Annotated in this window: 16 protein-coding genes; 4 read left to right on the forward strand and 12 right to left on the reverse strand. The window is 51.1% G+C overall.

The genetic code is table 11. From position 1 onward, the window contains the following. Window positions 1–72: 72 nt before the first annotated feature. From bamA to rpsB, 9 genes are all read right to left on the reverse strand, one after another. Window positions 73–2,520 carry an outer membrane protein assembly factor BamA gene (bamA, locus tag KP22_RS07900; protein ID WP_039323605.1) on the reverse strand — a complete coding sequence of 816 codons (2,448 nt, stop codon included), beginning with the start codon at window positions 2,518–2,520 and terminating at the stop codon, window positions 73–75. Window positions 2,521–2,555: 35 nt separating this feature from the next. Beyond that, window positions 2,556–3,911 (reverse strand): sigma E protease regulator RseP, encoded by a 1,356-nt coding sequence (gene rseP / locus KP22_RS07905; protein ID WP_039323607.1) that lies wholly within the window; start codon window positions 3,909–3,911, stop codon window positions 2,556–2,558. A 21-nt stretch (window positions 3,912–3,932) separates the two neighbouring features. After that, the gene (gene cdsA / locus KP22_RS07910; RefSeq protein WP_039301366.1) at window positions 3,933–4,790 is read right to left on the reverse strand and encodes a phosphatidate cytidylyltransferase; all 858 of its coding nucleotides are present in this window, start codon (window positions 4,788–4,790) and stop codon (window positions 3,933–3,935) included. 9 nt (window positions 4,791–4,799) lie between these two features. Next, window positions 4,800–5,561, reverse strand: a complete 762-nt coding sequence (ispU, locus tag KP22_RS07915; protein ID WP_039301363.1) for a (2E,6E)-farnesyl-diphosphate-specific ditrans,polycis-undecaprenyl-diphosphate synthase — start codon at window positions 5,559–5,561, stop codon at window positions 4,800–4,802. A 196-nt stretch (window positions 5,562–5,757) separates the two neighbouring features. Beyond that, a complete protein-coding gene (gene ispC / locus KP22_RS07920; RefSeq protein ID WP_039323610.1) occupies window positions 5,758–6,954 on the reverse strand; it encodes a 1-deoxy-D-xylulose-5-phosphate reductoisomerase in 1,197 nt (398 codons plus the stop codon). Between the two features lie 235 nt (window positions 6,955–7,189). Beyond that, window positions 7,190–7,747: a ribosome recycling factor gene (frr, locus tag KP22_RS07925; RefSeq protein ID WP_039301358.1), complete on the reverse strand. Its 558-nt coding sequence runs from the start codon at window positions 7,745–7,747 to the stop codon at window positions 7,190–7,192. Between the two features lie 125 nt (window positions 7,748–7,872). Continuing rightward, window positions 7,873–8,598: a UMP kinase gene (gene pyrH / locus KP22_RS07930; RefSeq protein ID WP_005975910.1), complete on the reverse strand. Its 726-nt coding sequence runs from the start codon at window positions 8,596–8,598 to the stop codon at window positions 7,873–7,875. A 169-nt stretch (window positions 8,599–8,767) separates the two neighbouring features. Then, complete coding sequence (tsf, locus tag KP22_RS07935; RefSeq protein ID WP_039301355.1) at window positions 8,768–9,619, reverse strand: translation elongation factor Ts; 852 nt, start codon at window positions 9,617–9,619, stop codon at window positions 8,768–8,770. A 134-nt stretch (window positions 9,620–9,753) separates the two neighbouring features. Next, on the reverse strand, window positions 9,754–10,479 hold the full coding sequence (gene rpsB, locus KP22_RS07940; protein ID WP_039301351.1) for a 30S ribosomal protein S2: 726 nt from the start codon (window positions 10,477–10,479) through the stop codon (window positions 9,754–9,756). A gap of 344 nt (window positions 10,480–10,823) precedes the next feature. Between rpsB and map the strand changes: the two genes are divergently transcribed. The 4 genes from map (at window position 10,824) to KP22_RS07960 (ending at window position 15,742) form a co-directional block, all read left to right on the forward strand. Next, window positions 10,824–11,615, forward strand: coding sequence for a type I methionyl aminopeptidase (gene map / locus KP22_RS07945; protein WP_039301348.1), 792 nt, complete (start codon window positions 10,824–10,826; stop codon window positions 11,613–11,615). 113 nt (window positions 11,616–11,728) lie between these two features. Then, window positions 11,729–14,443, forward strand: coding sequence for a bifunctional uridylyltransferase/uridylyl-removing protein GlnD (gene glnD, locus KP22_RS07950; protein ID WP_039323999.1), 2,715 nt, complete (start codon window positions 11,729–11,731; stop codon window positions 14,441–14,443). A 28-nt stretch (window positions 14,444–14,471) separates the two neighbouring features. Further along, on the forward strand, window positions 14,472–15,299 hold the full coding sequence (gene dapD / locus KP22_RS07955) for a 2,3,4,5-tetrahydropyridine-2,6-dicarboxylate N-succinyltransferase (protein WP_039301345.1): 828 nt from the start codon (window positions 14,472–14,474) through the stop codon (window positions 15,297–15,299). 53 nt (window positions 15,300–15,352) lie between these two features. After that, a complete protein-coding gene (locus KP22_RS07960; protein WP_011092626.1) occupies window positions 15,353–15,742 on the forward strand; it encodes a DUF3461 family protein in 390 nt (129 codons plus the stop codon). A 105-nt stretch (window positions 15,743–15,847) separates the two neighbouring features. Here the strand turns inward: KP22_RS07960 and KP22_RS07965 are convergent, their stop codons facing one another. The 3 genes from KP22_RS07965 to KP22_RS07975 are packed head-to-tail and all read right to left on the reverse strand — an operon-like array spanning window position 15,848 to window position 17,488. Further along, on the reverse strand, window positions 15,848–16,303 hold the full coding sequence (locus KP22_RS07965; protein ID WP_039301342.1) for a flavodoxin: 456 nt from the start codon (window positions 16,301–16,303) through the stop codon (window positions 15,848–15,850). 56 nt (window positions 16,304–16,359) lie between these two features. Next, on the reverse strand, window positions 16,360–17,145 hold the full coding sequence (truC, locus tag KP22_RS07970) for a tRNA pseudouridine(65) synthase TruC (protein ID WP_039301339.1): 786 nt from the start codon (window positions 17,143–17,145) through the stop codon (window positions 16,360–16,362). Then, window positions 17,138–17,488 (reverse strand): YqcC family protein, encoded by a 351-nt coding sequence (locus tag KP22_RS07975; RefSeq protein WP_039323612.1) that lies wholly within the window; start codon window positions 17,486–17,488, stop codon window positions 17,138–17,140. Before KP22_RS07975 ends, truC begins: the two co-directional genes overlap by 8 nt. Window positions 17,489–17,930 lie beyond the last annotated feature (442 nt).

The following is a 17,930-nucleotide window of genomic DNA, read 5'->3' on the forward strand; positions in this document are numbered from 1 at the left end:
AAGCTGTTTTCCAGCATTCATGCCGATGAGCAGCGATGCGACATTCCCTGCATACGACCTACGGACGTCACACTACCAGGTTTTGCCAATGTTAAACTGGAATTGTTCCGACTTGTCTCCATCGTACTTTTTAACCGGCTGGGCATAGGAGAAGACCAATGGCCCAAGCGGAGACATCCACTGCAATGCGATACCGCTGGAAACACGGAAGTTGCTCGCCTTGCTGTAATCCGGCACGCCTGCATCAATCGTAGCTTGCGTATTTTCCCAGTTGGTATCCCATACCGTACCGCCATCCACAAAGAAGGAAGTACGTACAGAGTTCGCGTATTTATCACTGATAAACGGCGTCGGCACGATCAGCTCCGCACTCAGCACCGCCATCGCGTTACCGCCAACAGCATCGTCCAGATTGGTTGAATCAATACCACACCCAGAATAAGAACTCGGAAGAGATCCACCTGGCGTTGCTGGACGACACTGATAATACGCTGCTTTAGGACCAATTGTATTCGACTGGAAGCCACGCACCGTGCTGGAACCACCAGCATAGAAGTTGTCGTAGAACGGCACTTCTTTACTGCCGATACCATCAGCAAAACCTGCACGCGTGCGACCCAGCACTACCCATTTCCCACTCTCGGTCAGCGGATAGTAGCTCGCCGAATCAAACGTCAGTTTGTAGTATTCGTTGTCCGAACCCGGCACCGCGATCTTGGCATTCGCGGACGCGCGCGTTCCTTTAGTTGGGAAGTAGCCGCGATCCAGATTGTTATACGACCATCCGGTATTCAGGAAGAAATCGTTCGCTTTAAAATCCGCATTCGATTTAGTATTTTCATCAACCACAGATGGGTTTACACCGACGGTATCCAGATAACGCCACATCGCCACCTGCGGTCTCATGTCCGACAGATCGTTATGCACATAATCCAGGCCAACACGTAGTGAGTTATTCTCGTTAATCGGGAAGCCCAGTGTGCTACCAACGCCATAACTCACGTTGGTGTAGTCGGACAGATCGGCGTCAGACGCTTCAAATTTATTATAGAAGATGCGCCCACCGAGGCTAACGCCATCGACGGTAAAGTATGGGTCAGTCAGTGACAGCTCGACATACGTCTGGTAGTCGTTTTTAGTCCCGCTGATACCAACGGAATTACCCGTTCCCAACCAGTTGTCCTGCTGAACCCCAGCCTGGAAACTCACGCCACTTTCTGTACCAAAACCAACACCAAAGTTGAATGTACCGGTATTACGCTCTTTGACTTTATACGTCACATCAACCTGATCGGCTACACCAGGAACACGCTGTGTTTCTACCTCAACGCTTTCAAAGTATCCCAGTCGGTTTAGACGCTCTTTGCCCTGTTCAACCAGATCGTTGCCTAACCAGGCACCTTCCATCTGGCGCATTTCACGGCGCAGAACAGAATCTTTCGAGGTGTCGTTACCGTCAAAACGAACATGACGCACATAGAAGCGGTTACCCGCATCGACGTTGATGTTTAATCTCACCGTCTTGTCTGCGTCATTAATTTCCGGCTGTGTTACCACACGTGGATAGGCATAGCCATAACGGCCCAGCAGCTTCTTGATGTCCTCTTCCATTCGGGTCACTTTCGTCCCGTTGTAGAGTTCACCCGGTTCGATCTTCGTCAGACCTTCAATTTCCGCAGAGTGACCCGCCAGATTGCCTTTCACCGCCACGCCGGACAGCTTGTACTGCTCGCCTTCCGTCATATTGATGGTGATATAAATGCCTTTTTTATCTGGCGTCAGGCTAACCTGAGTGGAATCGATGCTGAAACGTGCATAGCCGCGATCCAAGTAGAAACTCCGTAAGGTTTCCAGATCGCCAGACAGTTTTTGTTTCTGATATTTGCGGTCACCAACCACGTTCCACCACGGCACTTCATCACGCAGTTGGAAACGGGAGATCAATTCGTCGGAACTGAATGCTTTGTTACCGACAATATTGATCTGCTGGATCTTGGCAGAAACGCCTTCCGTGAAGACCAGTTTCAGGTCTACGCGGTTACGCGGCAGTGGCGTGACAACGGCTTTAACCGACGCACTGTACTTACCGACGCTATAGTAGAAATCTTCCAGTCCTTTTTCGATGCTGGTGAGCGCTGTGCGGTCTAACGCTTCACCGACGCGTACGCCCGAGGCTTCCAGGTTTTCTTTCAGCATGTCGTCTTTGACTGACTTATTGCCGGAAAATGTGACGCTGGCGATTGTCGGACGTTCTTTGACCTGCACAATCAGCGTTTCACCATCACGCAGGACACGAACATCTTCAAAATTTCCGGTCGCAAACAAGGCACGGATGGTATTACCGATATCATCGTCACCGATGGTATCACCAACGCGGACCGGCATACTGAGTAGTGCCGCCCCGACGGCAACCCTTTGCAGGCCCTCGAAATGAATGTCCTTCACTACGAACCCGTCTGCACCGTATACGGTTGCGCTGCTAAACAGCAGCGACGCTATGAGCAACTTTTTGATCGCCATCGTTGTTATGCGTTTTTCCTAACCTAATCCCGCGCCTAGAGACGAGAGAAATCATTGAAAAGTGCGAGTCCCATTAACAACATCAGCAACACTGTACCAATGCGATAGCTAACGTCCTGCACACGCTCAGAAACCGGCCTGCCCTTCAGCTTTTCAACCGCAAGAAAGAGCAGGTGTCCACCATCCAATACCGGCAGAGGGAACAGATTGATGATCCCCAAATTGACGCTGATTAAGGCCAAAAACATCAGGTAATAAATCAATCCATAATCTGCTGACATTCCAGCACCCTGAGCAATCGAAATGGGACCACTCAGGTTATTCAGCTTAACATCACCCATAACCAGTTTCCCTAACATACTGACGGTCAATTTCATCAGTTGCCAGGTTTTATCTGTTGCCTGATAGGCAGCACTGAACGGCCCATACTGGCGCACAGTCCTGTATTCTTCAGGCAGCGGCGTCACGCTTGGCATAACACCTGCCAGACCTTCAACTCTGCCACTTCCCACAGATTTGCTATCTGGCGTTAACGTCAACGGTAACGCTTCACCGTGTCGCTCCACCTCCAAAGCAATAGATTGCTCAGGGTTATCACGCACGGCGACAACAAAATCACGCCATTGCGCTAGCACCTGCCCGTCGACTTTAACGATCCTATCCCCGACTTGCAAACCTGCTTTTTCCGCCGCCGAGCCGGCCTGAACTTGATGCAACACTGGCTCAATTTGTGGCCCACGCGGAATAATCCCAAGCGAGGAAGCCGGATCTTGTTTATCAGGCTCGAACTGCCACTCGCGTAAATCCAGCGTTTTCTGGACGACACGATCGGAGCCTAAAGGTGCGGTTCCGATCACGACATCGCTATCGCCAATTTTACCGATCAGCGCCAGACGTGCGGTATCCCAATCAGGCGTTTCGATACCATCAACAGACTTTAGTTCCATTCCTGCTGACATTTCCGCCTGCGCCGCGATGGAGTTGGGCAGTATTTCACCCACTACCGGACGCACGCCCGGAACGCCGAGAATAAACACCAGCCAGTACGCCACAATAGCAAACAGGAAATTAGCAATCGGACCGGCGCTGACGATAGCCGCCCGCTGCCAGACCGTTTTGCTATTAAATGATTGGTGGCGGAATTCTGGCGCTACCGTATCAACACGCTCATCCAGCATCTTCACGTAGCCGCCAAGCGGAATCAGCGCAATAACGAATTCCGTACCGATACGGTCACGGCGACGCCATAGAGCACGACCGAAGCCGACAGAGAAGCGTTCCACCTTCACACCACAGCGACGGGCCACCCAGAAATGTCCAAATTCATGGACGGTGACCAACACACCCAGTGCGATGATAAACGCGGCAAGATTCCAGAGAAAACTCAACATAAATAGCTTTACCGCTTTATTCTAAGCCACTTTAAACAGCAGCAGCATCAGGCAAGAGAACACAGGAACCGCAGCCGTCAGGCTGTCGATACGATCAAGCACGCCACCATGCCCCGGAATCAAATGACTACTGTCTTTGATACCCGCCTCGCGTTTAAACATGCTTTCCGTCAAATCACCCAACACCGAGGCCAGTGCAGCGGCGATAGAACAAATCAACAACGTCGCTGGCGCTATCGTTAACGGTGCATAGAAGCTGAACAGCAAAGAGATTAGCGCAGAGGTTGCCAGGCCGCCGAGAAAACCTTCCCAGGTTTTGCCAGGCGAGACTTTTGGCGCAAGCTTACGTTTTCCAAACAGTTTGCCGAACATGTAGGCACCGCTGTCCGCTCCCCAGACCAGCAGCATGACGTACAGCAGCCACCAGGCACCAGCAAATGGATTCATCACGTAATCGTAATGACGAAGTGCAACCATACCCCAGAAAAACGGCACGATCGTCATAATACCAAACACGAGCCGTAATGCGCGTGAATGACGCCAGAATGAGGCGGAAACTGGATAGAACAGAACCAAAAACAGCGCAACGCCCCACCACACCAGTGATGACCAGAGTGCGATGCTGATTTGCGGAATATGAACGGAATAATGGTAGGCCGGGAGTGATAACAGCATCAGCGCCAGCAAGAAGCCACAAAGGATCGCGAGCCACAGGCGTTGAGCATAGGAGGCAAAACCCGCCAGTTGGCCCCATTCCCATGCAGCCAGCATACAAACAGCCAGCGTAACAAGCGTGAATCCCAAAGGAGGCAGCAGAAAAAGTGCTGCAATAACAATCGGGATCAAAATAAAAGCAGTAATCAGGCGATACTTCAGCAAAAGTTCCCCCTAGGATGCATCAGCATCGATAGGTGTTGTTCCCCCGAAGCGGCGCTCGCGTTGTGCAAAAGCATTCAGCGCACCTTCAAAGACTTGTTCATCGAAATCAGGCCAGAGGACATCAGTAAAGTACAGTTCAGCATAAGCAATTTGCCACAGAAGAAAATTACTGATGCGGTGTTCTCCACCGGTTCTGATCACCAAATCAACCGGAGCCAGATCATTCAGACACATGTACTGACATAATGACGCTTCATTAATGCTATCAGGGCGCAGAATACCTTCCTGCACCTGCTCTGCAAGTTGCCGTACTCCCTGAATAATATCCCAACGGCCGCCATAATTCGCGGCAATATTCAGTGTAAGCCCCTGATTCTTTTCTGTCAGCACTTCTGAACGACGAATTCGCTCTTGTAAACGCGGACTAAAGCGACCGATATCACCAATCACCCGCAGGCGAACATTGTGCTTGTGCAGGCTTTTCACTTCGCTATCCAGCGCCCGAACAAACAGCTCCATGAGTGCGGAAACTTCCTGCGCCGGACGATTCCAGTTTTCACTGCTGAATGCGTAAAGTGTCAATGCATCCAGCCCTTGGTTCACTGCGAAACTGACTGAACGTCGCACAGCCTTTACACCAGCCTGATGGCCAAAAATGCGCATCTTCCCCCGGTTTTTTGCCCAGCGACCATTGCCATCCATAATGATGGCAACATGCCGTGGCCCGGCGAGTGGCAGATCGTTAGTATTCTTTTGATTATCGGACGGCATAACGCGTACTTATTTCCTCAAGCAAGAAATACAACAGTCCTTCCGTAACATCAGACCCGTAGCGCAAAAAAAGCCGTGAACGATCACGGCTTAGCTTCACAGCCGATTAAACAAATATCGCATAATCAACCATTGAGTGGCGCAGACTATACCACCTCCACCGCACATGAACAAATTGTGCCATGGGTCTATCCGGCTATCGCGTGTAGTGTGTCAGGGTCTGTGTTGCGACCTGTCTGGCCCAGCTATCGATGAACAGAACATCATCAACGCTGGTGGGTTCTTGTAATGTAAGTTGTTCAATAACATGCTGATTTACCGCCGCGATATCCGTAAAGCGTATCTGCGACCGCAAGAATGCTGCCACCGCAATTTCATTCGCAGCGTTCAATGCCGTGGTGGCTGACTGTCCATGATTACAAGCATCAATCGCCAACCGTAAACAAGGATAGCGCGCATAGTCGGGAGCCAAAAAGGTCAGCGCGCCAATCTGGCAAAAATCTAACGCTTTTGCGCCCGATGCCACACGCTCAGGATAAGCCATTGCATGAGCAATCGGCGTACGCATATCGGGCGATCCCAACTGTGCCAGAACGCTGCCATCACGATAACGCACCATAGAGTGAATGACCGACTGCGGATGAATAATGACTTCCATCTGCTCGGCTGAGGCATTAAACAACCAACGTGCTTCGATATACTCCAGCCCCTTGTTCATCATGGTGGCAGAATCAACCGAAATCTTACGCCCCATTGACCAATTTGGGTGCGCACACGCCTGATCTGGTGTCATGCCTGCCAGCGCCGACACGGGAGTTTCCCGAAATGGCCCACCGGAACCGGTCAAAACAATACGTTCGACCCCATGCCGCGACAATGAAGCGTAGCCTAATTGACGCTGAATTTGCTCAGGTAAACTCTGAAAAATAGCATTATGTTCGCTATCAATCGGTAAAAGCTGTGCACCACTTTGCGCGACAGCATCCATAAAGAGACGCCCGCAGGTGACCAGTGATTCTTTATTCGCCAACAAAACCTGTTTTCCGGCATGGATTGCCGCCAGCGTCGGCAACAGCCCAGCTGCACCCACAATCGCGGCCATGACCTGATCGACGCCGTCCAATGCAGCAAGCTCACATGCGCCCTGTTCTCCAGCCAAAACTTCTGTTTTGCAACCGTATTCCACCAACTGCTGGCGCAGACTAGTTGCAGAGGCTTCATCAGCCATTGAGGCATAGGCGGGTTGGAAAGCAAGGCACTGTTCCAGCATCAGCTTTACGTTATACCCAGCGGATAGTGCGCGTACGGCAAATTTATCGGGGTTGGCTTTAATTACGGCCAGAGAACTGACGCCAATAGAGCCAGTGGAACCAAGAATTGTCAGTTGCTTCATGAAAAATGCTCTGAATAACCGGATTTGATGACAGGAAGGTACACGAGTCTGAGACGATTACCATGATATATCTCTGCGATTGATCACAGTCACGATCGTTGCAGGCTATACATAGCAAAAAATTGTTTACTGCCCAGAGGGGCTAGCCTTCACTAATTGATTGCATAACGCGCATTATATAAAAATAAAGCGCCGCCGGAAAAAACATCCTGCGACGCAATATCCAACAGGCTGATTAGAACTCCATCAGCTCCGCTTCTTTTTCTGCCAGTGCGGCGTCCACTTTCTTAATGAAGTTGTCAGTCAATTTCTGCACATCGTCCTGAGCACGACGTTCTTCATCTTCACTGATCGCTTTGTCTTTCAACAGTGCTTTAAACTTGTCGTTAGCATCACGGCGCACGTTGCGTACAGAGATACGCCCCTGCTCTGCTTCGCCACGGACGACTTTGATCAGATCTTTACGACGCTCTTCCGTCAGAGGTGGCAACGGAACACGGATTACTGTGCCAGCAGAAGACGGATTCAGGCCAAGGTCGGAAGCCATGATCGCTTTCTCAACCGCTGGGCCAAGCGAACGATCGAATACCGAAATTGCCAGCGTGCGGGAATCTTCTACCACAACGTTAGCGAGTTGGCGCAATGGCGTTGCGCTGCCATAGTATTCAACCTGGATGCCATCAAGAATACTCGGCGATGCACGGCCGGTACGGATTCTGTTGATCTGGTTTTTAAACGCTTCAACACATTTGTCCATGCGCGTTTCAGCATCTTTTCTGATTTCATTAGTCACGTTGTGAACCCTTGAAAACTGGTTGCCTGGCAGGCCATGTCAGTACATGACCCGGTGAATAATTAATGCCAGCGCACGGCTGGCATATGGCGCAATACTGAGAATATATTACCCCATAATTTGAGTTACTGACTGATTAACGTCCCTTCTTTTTCACCCATGACAACACGACGCAGTGCGCCAGGTTTGTTCATGTTGAAAACGCGGATCGGCAAATTATGGTCGCGTGCCAGCGTGAACGCAGCAAGATCCATCACTTTCAGTTCACGTTCTAACACGTCTTGATAGGTTAGCGTTTCGTACATCGTCGCTGAAGGATCTTGTACCGGATCGGCAGAATAGACGCCATCGACCTTGGTCGCTTTCAATACGACATCCGCTTCAATCTCGATGCCGCGCAGGCAAGCTGCGGAATCCGTGGTAAAGAAAGGATTGCCTGTTCCGGCGGAGAAAATCACCACGCGATTATTACGCAGCAGGCTGATCGCTTCCGCCCAGCTGTAGTTGTCACAGACGCCATTCAGGGGAATCGCAGACATCAGTCGAGCATTCACATAGGCACGGTGCAACGCATCACGCATTGCCAGACCATTCATGACAGTCGCCAGCATTCCCATGTGGTCGCCCACAACGCGGTTCATACCCGCTTTAGCCAGACCTGCGCCACGAAACAGGTTACCACCGCCGATAACCACACCGACCTGAATGCCTAACTCAACCAGTTCTTTCACTTCCTGAGCCATGCGATCCAGAATACTCGCATCGATACCAAAACCTTCAGTTCCCTGTAAAGCTTCGCCACTGAGTTTCAGCAGGATTCGTTGATAGACGGGTTTTGCATTGGTTGCCATGGTGTTCTTATCCTACAGGCTGTCGTGGTATTGGGGGGGTGTATAAATCAATACTGTAAAAATCAAAACTGTTCCACCCAGCTCCTGCCTGAATGCAGGAAGCCAAGCGAACTAAAACTTGTGGAGCCGGATAAAAAGGAACCGCCAACTGGCGGCTCTTTTTTTACTATTAAGACTGCTTACTCATTGCTGCAACTTCAGCAGCAAAGTCGGTCTCAACTTTCTCAATACCTTCACCCACTTCGAAACGGATGAAGTTAGTCACGTCAGCGTTGTGCTCTTTCAGCAGTTGGCCAACAGTCTTGGCTGGATCCATAACGAAAGGTTGACCAGTCAGAGAAACTTCGCCGGTGAATTTCTTCATACGGCCTTCAACCATTTTCTCTGCGATTTCTTTCGGCTTGCCAGACTGCATCGCGATTTCCAACTGAACCTGGTACTCTTTATCTACCACTTCAGCAGACACATCTTCTGGCTTAACGAATTCAGGCTTGCTTGCGGCAACGTGCATAGCCAGGTGTTTAACCAGCTCTTCGTCAGCACCTTTAGCGGCAACCAGAACACCGATGCGTGCACCGTGTTGGTAGTTACCCAGAACTTCGCCTTCCAGAGCAGAAACGCGGCGAATGTTGATGTTCTCACCGATTTTAGCAACCAGTGCAACGCGCTCTTCTTCGAACTGTGCTTTCAACACATCAACATTAGTGATTTTGCCTGCAACCGCAGCATCCAGCACTTTGTCAGCAAATGCCTGGAAACCAGCATCTTTAGCAACGAAGTCAGTCTGGCAGTTAACTTCCAGAATCACAGCGTAGTTACCGTCGATCTTAGTCTTGATTACGCCGTCAGCAGCAACGTTACCTGCTTTCTTCGCTGCTTTGATCGCACCAGATTTACGCATGTTTTCGATTGCAAGCTCGATGTCGCCGTTAGCTTCAACCAGCGCTTTCTTACATTCCATCATGCCAGCTGCGGTACGCTCACGCAGCTCTTTTACCAGGGATGCGGTAATTTCAGCCATTCTAAAATCCTCGGAAGATTTGTTCTGCCCGGTCGTCACGACCAAACAGCTTTAAAAGTGAAAAAGGGGCCATAAAAAGGCCCCTAACCAAACTAGTACTACCTGGTTAATAAGGGCTCGACGAGCCAGACTTATTATTCAGCTTCTACTAAGCCTTCTTCTGCCTGCACAGCCAGATCTTGAGAACGGCCTTCGCGGACAGCAGTAGCAACAGCGCTCAGGTACAGGTTAACTGCACGGATTGCGTCATCGTTACCAGGGATGATGAAGTCAACGCCATCTGGATCGGAGTTGGTATCAACCACAGCGAATACCGGAATACCCAGGTTGTTAGCTTCTTTGATTGCGATATGCTCGTGATCGGCGTCGATAACGAACAGCGCGTCTGGCAAGCCACCCATATCTTTGATACCACCCAGGCTGTTTTCCAGCTTGTCCAGTTCACGAGTGCGCATCAGCGCCTCTTTTTTGGTCAGCTTGTCGAACGTGCCGTCTTGAGATTGGATTTCCAGATCTTTCAAACGCTTGATGGACTGACGAACGGTTTTCCAGTTAGTCAGCATGCCGCCCAACCAACGATGGTTCACGAAGAACTGATCGCAGTTGTTAGCAGAATCTTTTACCGCTTCGCTTGCTGCGCGTTTAGTACCAACGAACAGAATTTTGCCTTTGCGAGAAGCAATTTTGCTCAACTCAGCCAAAGCGTCGTTGAACATTGGTACAGTTTTTTCAAGGTTGATGATGTGAACTTTGTTACGCGCACCGAAGATGAATGGCTTCATTTTCGGGTTCCAGTAACGGGTCTGGTGACCAAAGTGTACGCCAGCCTTGAGCATATCGCGCATGGAAACAGTTGCCATGATTACCTCTATTAATTAAGTATGGGGTTATGCCTCCACATGTCCCATTGCGCCGACCCCATCCGGTGAAACACCTCAGGAGCACCCCGGCGAACGTGCCGACATGTGTGTGTTATTTACACAAAGTGAGTTTAGTCGATGTAGCTGGATACCGTATAACCGATATGCAGCCGGATCATCGGCGCGCTTTATACCATAAATCCGCCTACGACACCAACATTTGTTATTCGCCAATCTACTAATCCGAATGATAATTTGGCAAGCCAGCGGCAGGGCTGGTAACATAAGTTATTAGTTATCGCTCTTAATTTTCGTGCTTAACAGGCACCTGCGGACAATCATCAATGGCAATTTCAATTAAAACCTCTGAAGACATCGAAAAAATGCGCGTAGCGGGTCGTCTGGCTGCTGAAGTCCTGGAAATCATCGAACCTCACGTGGTACCCGGCGTGAGCACCGCCGAATTAGACAGAATCTGTCACGATCACATCACCAATAAGCAGCAGGCTATTTCTGCTTGTCTGGGCTACCACGGCTTCCCGAAATCCGTCTGCATCTCCATCAACGAAGTGGTATGCCACGGCATCCCTAGCGACGAGCGTATTTTGAAAGACGGCGATATCGTCAACATCGATGTCACCGTAATCAAAGACGGTTTCCACGGCGATACGTCAAAAATGTTTATCGCTGGCAAACCAACCATTCTTGGCGAGCGTCTCTGCCGCATCACGCAAGAAAGCCTTTATCTGGCGCTGAAAATGGTTAAGCCGGGCATACGCCTGCGTACGCTGGGCAAAGCGATCCAACAGTTTGCGGAAGGGAACAACTTCTCCGTGGTACGTGAATACTGTGGTCACGGCATCGGTAAAGGTTTCCACGAAGAACCGCAGGTTCTGCACTACGATGCAGATGACGGTGGCGTTGTGTTGCAGGCAGGTATGGCATTTACGATCGAGCCTATGCTCAACGCGGGTGATTTCCGTATCCGTACGATGAAAGACGGCTGGACGGTAAAAACCAAAGATCGCAGCTTGTCGGCACAGTACGAGCATACTATTGTGGTAACCGAAAACGGCTGCGAAATAATGACGTTGCGAAAGGATGACACTATCCCCAACATCATCACGCATGAATAGTAAACACTAAGCCGGCAGATGCCGGCTTTTTTATGGCGTGCAGAAAGCACGCCCCCTCGAGCCGTCGCAAGCGGCGTTGAAAAACGCACGCTGCGTTTTTTATGGGCTTCGCTATGACAGATAAACATGTTTCGCCAAACAATACGCCACCTGACGCGTCCTCACCAGACAGCCTTGTAGGCTCCACTGTAGCAGCACAGCCCCCCGCTTCACCGCTGACTTACGCAGATGACATGCTAAATTGTCAGACGTTGAAACAACAGTTGGAGCTATTCCAGCTCTGGCTCGGTTCAGAATTCCGTTCCGGCGTTAGCGCAGAAATGCTGATTGATGCCAGAACGCTGTTCATCGATCGCCTGTTACAACGACTGTGGTATTTCCACGGCTTTGAGAATATCGCTCAAACCTCATTAGTCGCCGTTGGCGGATATGGCCGCGGCGAACTGCACCCGCTTTCCGATATCGACGTACTGGTGTTAAGTCAGACCACGCTTAGTGAGGAACATTCCCAGCGTGTCGGTCAATTCATTACCCTGCTGTGGGATTTAAAACTGGAAGTCGGCCATAGCGTCAGAACGCTGGAAGAGTGCTTACAGGAAGGGCGAGCAGACATTTCCGTCGCAACCAATCTGATTGAGTCCCGCATGATATGCGGCGACGTTGCCCTGTTTCTCACGCTGCAAAAACACGTATTCAGTGATGAATTTTGGCCGTCCTGCACGTTTTTCCCGGCAAAAATCGCCGAACAACAGGAACGCCATCAGCGCTATCACAGCACCAGCTATAATCTGGAGCCCGATATCAAGAGCAGTCCGGGCGGGCTACGCGACATTCATACGCTGCTGTGGGTCGCAAGACGCCACTTCGGCGCAACCTCGCTCAATGAGATGGTTGGTTTCGGCTTTCTGACAGAAGCAGAGCGTAAAGAGCTTAACGAATGCCAAAGCTTTCTGTGGCGCATCCGCTTCGCCCTACACTTGATCCTGCCACGTTACGACAACCGTCTGCTATTCGATAGGCAGCTTAACGTCGCGCAGTTGTTACAATATCAAGGTGAAGGCAATACGCCAGTAGAGCGCATGATGAAGGATTTCTACCGCATGACGCGCCGCGTCAGCGAGTTGAATCAGATGCTATTGCAGCTCTTTGACGAAGCGATTCTGGCGTTGGATGCGAATGAAAAACCCCGCCCGATTGACGATGAATTCCAGCTACGTGGCAATCTGGTAGACCTGCGTGATGAAAACCTGTTTATCAAAAAACCAGAAGCCATCATGCGCATGTTCTACCTGATGGTGCGTAACCGTGACATCAGCGGTATCTACTCCACCACCTTGCGCCAACTGCGCCATGCACGTCGTCACCTTGCCAGCCCGCTTTGCACCATCCCAGAAGCGCGCCAGTTATTCATGAATATTCTGCGCCACCCGTATGCGGTGAGCCGTGCGCTATTGCCGATGCACCGCCATAGCGTGCTGTGGGCGTATATGCCGCTGTGGGGGAACATTGTCGGTCAGATGCAGTTCGACCTGTTTCACGCCTATACGGTGGATGAACACACGGTTCGCGTTCTGCTTAAGTTGGAAAGCTTCGCCGACGAGGATACGCGGCCACAGCATCCGCTGTGCGTAGAGCTCTACCCTCGCCTGCCCCAGCCTGAATTATTGTTACTGGCCGCGCTGTTTCACGATATCGCTAAAGGCCGTGGAGGCGATCACTCTGAACTGGGTGCGCAGGATGTACTGGAGTTTGCCGCGCTACACGGATTGAACTCACGCGAAGCTCAATTGGTTTCCTGGTTGGTACGTTGTCACCTGCTGATGTCCGTCACCGCGCAGCGTCGCGACATTCAGGACCCCACCGTCATTCAGCAATTTGCTACGGAAGTTCAGAGCGAAACCCGCTTGCGCTATCTGGTCAGCCTGACGGTTGCGGATATCTGCGCCACCAATGAAACACTGTGGAACAGTTGGAAACAGAGCCTGTTGCGTGAACTCTATTTCGCTACCGAAAAGCAGCTGCGCCGCGGCATGCAAAATACGCCAGATTTACGCGAACGTGTCCGACATCACCGCTTGCAGGCGCTGGCGCTACTGCGTATGGATAACATTGATGAAGAAGCGTTGCACCACATCTGGAGCCGCTGTCGGGCCGATTATTTCCTGCGTCACTCACCAAACCAGATTGCCTGGCACGCGCGTCATCTGCTGGAACACGATACTAACAAGCCGCTGGTGTTAATCAGCCATCAGGCCAGCCGTGGCGGCACAGAGATCTTTATCTGGAGCCCTGACAGACCTTATCTTTTCGCGGCCGTCGCCGGTGAGTTGGACAGGCGCAATCTTAGCGTGCACGACGCGCAGATTTTTACCAGCCGCGACGGCATGGCGATGGATACCTTTATTGTGCTGGAACCGGACGGTAGCCCGCTGGCGCAGGATCGGCATGAAATGATACGCCATGCGCTGGAGCAGGCGCTGACGCAACGACATTACCAACATCCGCGCGTACGACGGTCGTCGTCCAAGCTGCGTCATTTCAGCGTACCAACCGAGGTCAATTTCCTGCCGACGCATACGGACAGACGCAGCTACATAGAGCTCTGCGCACTCGATCAACCAGGGCTGCTGGCACGTATCGGTGAGATTTTTTCCGATCTCAATCTGTCGCTGCACGGCGCACGCATTTCCACGATCGGCGAGCGAGTAGAAGATCTTTTCATCCTCGCCGACAGCGACAGGCGGGCACTGAAGCCGGAATTGCGTCTTAAATTGCAAGAACGGTTGACAGAAGCCCTTAACCCAAACGATAAAGTACCATTGAGTTAATTTTTACAATCAGGAAAGAGAAATCAGGATGCACCAACAATTACAGAACATCATTGAGACGGCTTTCGAGCGCCGCGCAGACATCACTCCGGCAAACGCAGACACCGTCACGCGTGAAGCCGTTAATCAAGCTATTAGCCTGCTAGATAGCGGCGCCTTGCGCGTTGCAGAAAAAATCGACGGCCAGTGGGTTACCCATCAGTGGCTGAAGAAAGCCGTGCTGCTCTCTTTCCGTATTAACGATAACCAACTTATCGAAGGCGGAGAAACACGCTTTTTCGACAAAGTGCCAATGAAATTCGCTGACTATGATGAAGCGCGTTTCCAACGTGAAGGCGTGCGCGTTGCACCGCCAGCCAGCGTACGTCGCGGTGCCTATATCGCACGTAATACCGTGCTGATGCCGTCTTACGTCAACATCGGCGCTTATGTCGATGAAGGCACCATGGTAGATACGTGGGTAACCGTAGGCTCCTGCGCCCAAATTGGTAAAAATGTTCACCTGTCCGGAGGCGTCGGCATCGGTGGCGTTTTGGAACCGTTGCAGGCTAACCCAACCATCATTGAAGACAACTGCTTCATCGGTGCGCGTTCTGAAGTGGTAGAAGGCGTTGTCGTTGAGGAAGGTTCCGTCATCTCCATGGGGGTGTTCATCAGCCAAAGCACCCGTATTTACGATCGTGAAACCGGCGAAATTCACTATGGCCGCGTTCCTGCTGGCTCCGTTGTGGTTTCCGGCAACCTGCCGTCCAAAGATGGCAGCCACAGCATGTACTGTGCCATCATTGTGAAGAAAGTGGATGCGAAAACCCGCGGTAAAGTGGGCATCAATGAGTTATTACGCTCCATCGACTAAACTAGAAACGGCGGGCTAATCACCCGCCGTTTTTTTACCAAGAAGGTGACGCTATGTATGACAATCTAAAAAGCCTGGGCATTACCAATCCCGATGATATTGATCGCTATAGCCTGCGTCAGGAAGCGAATAACGACATCCTGAAGATCTATTTCCGTAAGGATAAGGGCGAGTTTTTTGCTAAAAGCGTGAAATTCAAATATCCACGTCAGCGCAAGACCATCGTGGCGGACAACAGCGGGCAGGGCTATAAAGAGATCAATGAGATCAGCCCAAACTTGCGTTATGTGATTGATGAACTAGACAAGATTTGCCAACAGGAACAGGTTGAAGTCGATCTGAAACGCAAAATCCTTGACGATCTGCGTCATCTGGAAAGCGTCGTTTCCCACAAAATTACCGAGATCGAAGCGGATTTAGAGAAGTTGACCAAGAATCGCTAAGTACGAGCACCTCAGCACATCGTCATCGCTAAAATACAGAGTGATGATGGGAAGCAACAAAAAACGGGAGCCATGTTAGCTCCCGTTTCTCATCCCAGCACGATATCACTGTGCATCAATCAAATCGGCCCATTCTTCAACCCACGGACATGAAATGACTTCAGGTTCAGGGTGTTCGACCGCATCAATATCCAAAACGTCACCCAAGCGCTTAGCACCTATTTCCTGCAATAATGCATCGAAAAGATGGCCACCCGCGCAGAAATTCGGATAGCTACTATCGCCCAGCGCAATGACGCCATAGCGCAGCGTGGGCTGATAGCCGCCTTTTTCGCGCAGTCCTGCATAAAGCGGAACAATAGAATCAGGCAGTTGGCCTTGTCCCGTCGTCGACGTTACAACTAAAACCGCATGCTCACGATAATCCAGCCAGGATTCCAGCGTCGCATCCTCAAAGACCTTAACCTCGTGGCCGCGATCCTTGAGAATATTTTCGGCTTCTTCGGCCACCAGCAATGCATTCCCGTAGACCGTACCAACAAAAATACCAATCTGCGCCATGCTTCTGACTCCCTTTTTAATTCGATGTATCTAATATAACGGCAATACAACAGGTATTACTCGACGAGATGCCCGCTATCCTGACCTGAGTCAGTAGGAAACTCAACCCCTTCAAACTCAGGGAGAATCCCTTGCCAGCCAAACTGCCTCACCACACCCTGCCAGGGTGCATCCCAACGTGCCTGCAACGTCAATGGCTGCCCACTCACGGGATGATTCAACTGCAACTCGCTGGCATGCAGCATGAGCCTACCGCAGGAGAAATGCGTTTCCATACCACGGTTATGTCGTAAGTCACCGTGCGCGGTGTCGCCGATAATCGGATGGTGAAGATGTGACATATGGCGGCGTAGCTGATGTTTACGGCCAGTCTGCGGCTTTAGCTCCATCAAACTGTAACGTGCGGTTGGGTAACGGCCGATGGCAACCGGCATCTCAGCCTGCGCTAAAGAACGGTAATGCGTGACGGCAGGCTGCGGCGCTTTATCAGGATTGGCAAATTTATCGGCAATCTTGTCCAGCTCTTCGGTGAGCGCATAGTCAATCACGCCGTCATCCAGCACATAGCCGCGCACAACGGCATGATACGTTTTCTGCATCTGGTGCGATTCAAACTGCTGGGATAGCGCTCGCGCTACCTCGCTGGACAGCGCGAGCAGCAAAACGCCGGATGTCGGCCTGTCGAGACGATGAACGGTATACACGTGCTGACCCACCTGATCGCGCACGGTCTGCATCACCACGACCTTCTCTTTGCGATCCAGCCAACTACGATGCACCAGCCAGCCACTGGGTTTATTGACGGCAACCAGATGCTCATCCTGATAAATAATCTCAAGCATCGTTCACTGCGCCATCCTGTACGTCGGGGTTGAATAGCTCATCGAGCTGCTTGATACGCAAAAGGATTGCCGCCGTCTGTTCTGGGGTGCCTTCCAGCGCGTCTTCAAAATAGGGGAGCAGAGCCAGTTCGGTAGGGAGCGCTAAATCGCTGTCCAGCAAGGCGTGCATGCGCGGCAAAAAGACCCACTGCAACCACTCTTCGGGTCGCATGGTATCGAGGCTGAAGGGCTCAGTGCTGTTAAACGCCTCATCTTCCGGCGGGACAACCTGCCAGAAAGGGCTTTCCCTCAATGCGCGCTCAATATCGAATAATGACTGACGAATCGGATTCTCTCTGCTCATGTGGTTTCTCGCCCTTGAAGCCAACAGTAATGGCGGCAAAGCATAGCATTGATATCAGCCTGACCCAATCGTCACATTTAGTCACACGCTATCGGCGACAATCCCTTGACCAGGCAACCACAGGCAAAAAGTTGGGGGTACTGATTGCTCAATACCCCCGGTTCGTTTTATAGCTATCCCGCTACACATTTGCATCCCTGCTCATCCGTGAAAACTTTTCCTTTTTGGTCATCCTGACCCACAATCCTTGCTGGCGTCCCACTTTCGTCCTGACGTTTCCATCCTGTATCTTCCGTGATTCAATCCCTTTAGGCTCCTGCCCCACCGACATTCCTAATCGGCTCTCGGTCTCCGTCCTGGAGGTGTCCCTGATTTCATCCTGAAATCGTTTTTCTTCCTGAAAACCGCGCTTCTTCCTGAAACCACTGTTTCTTCCTAAAAC

Source organism: Pectobacterium betavasculorum (genome assembly GCF_000749845.1).
Taxonomy (GTDB): Bacteria; Pseudomonadota; Gammaproteobacteria; order Enterobacterales; family Enterobacteriaceae; genus Pectobacterium; species Pectobacterium betavasculorum.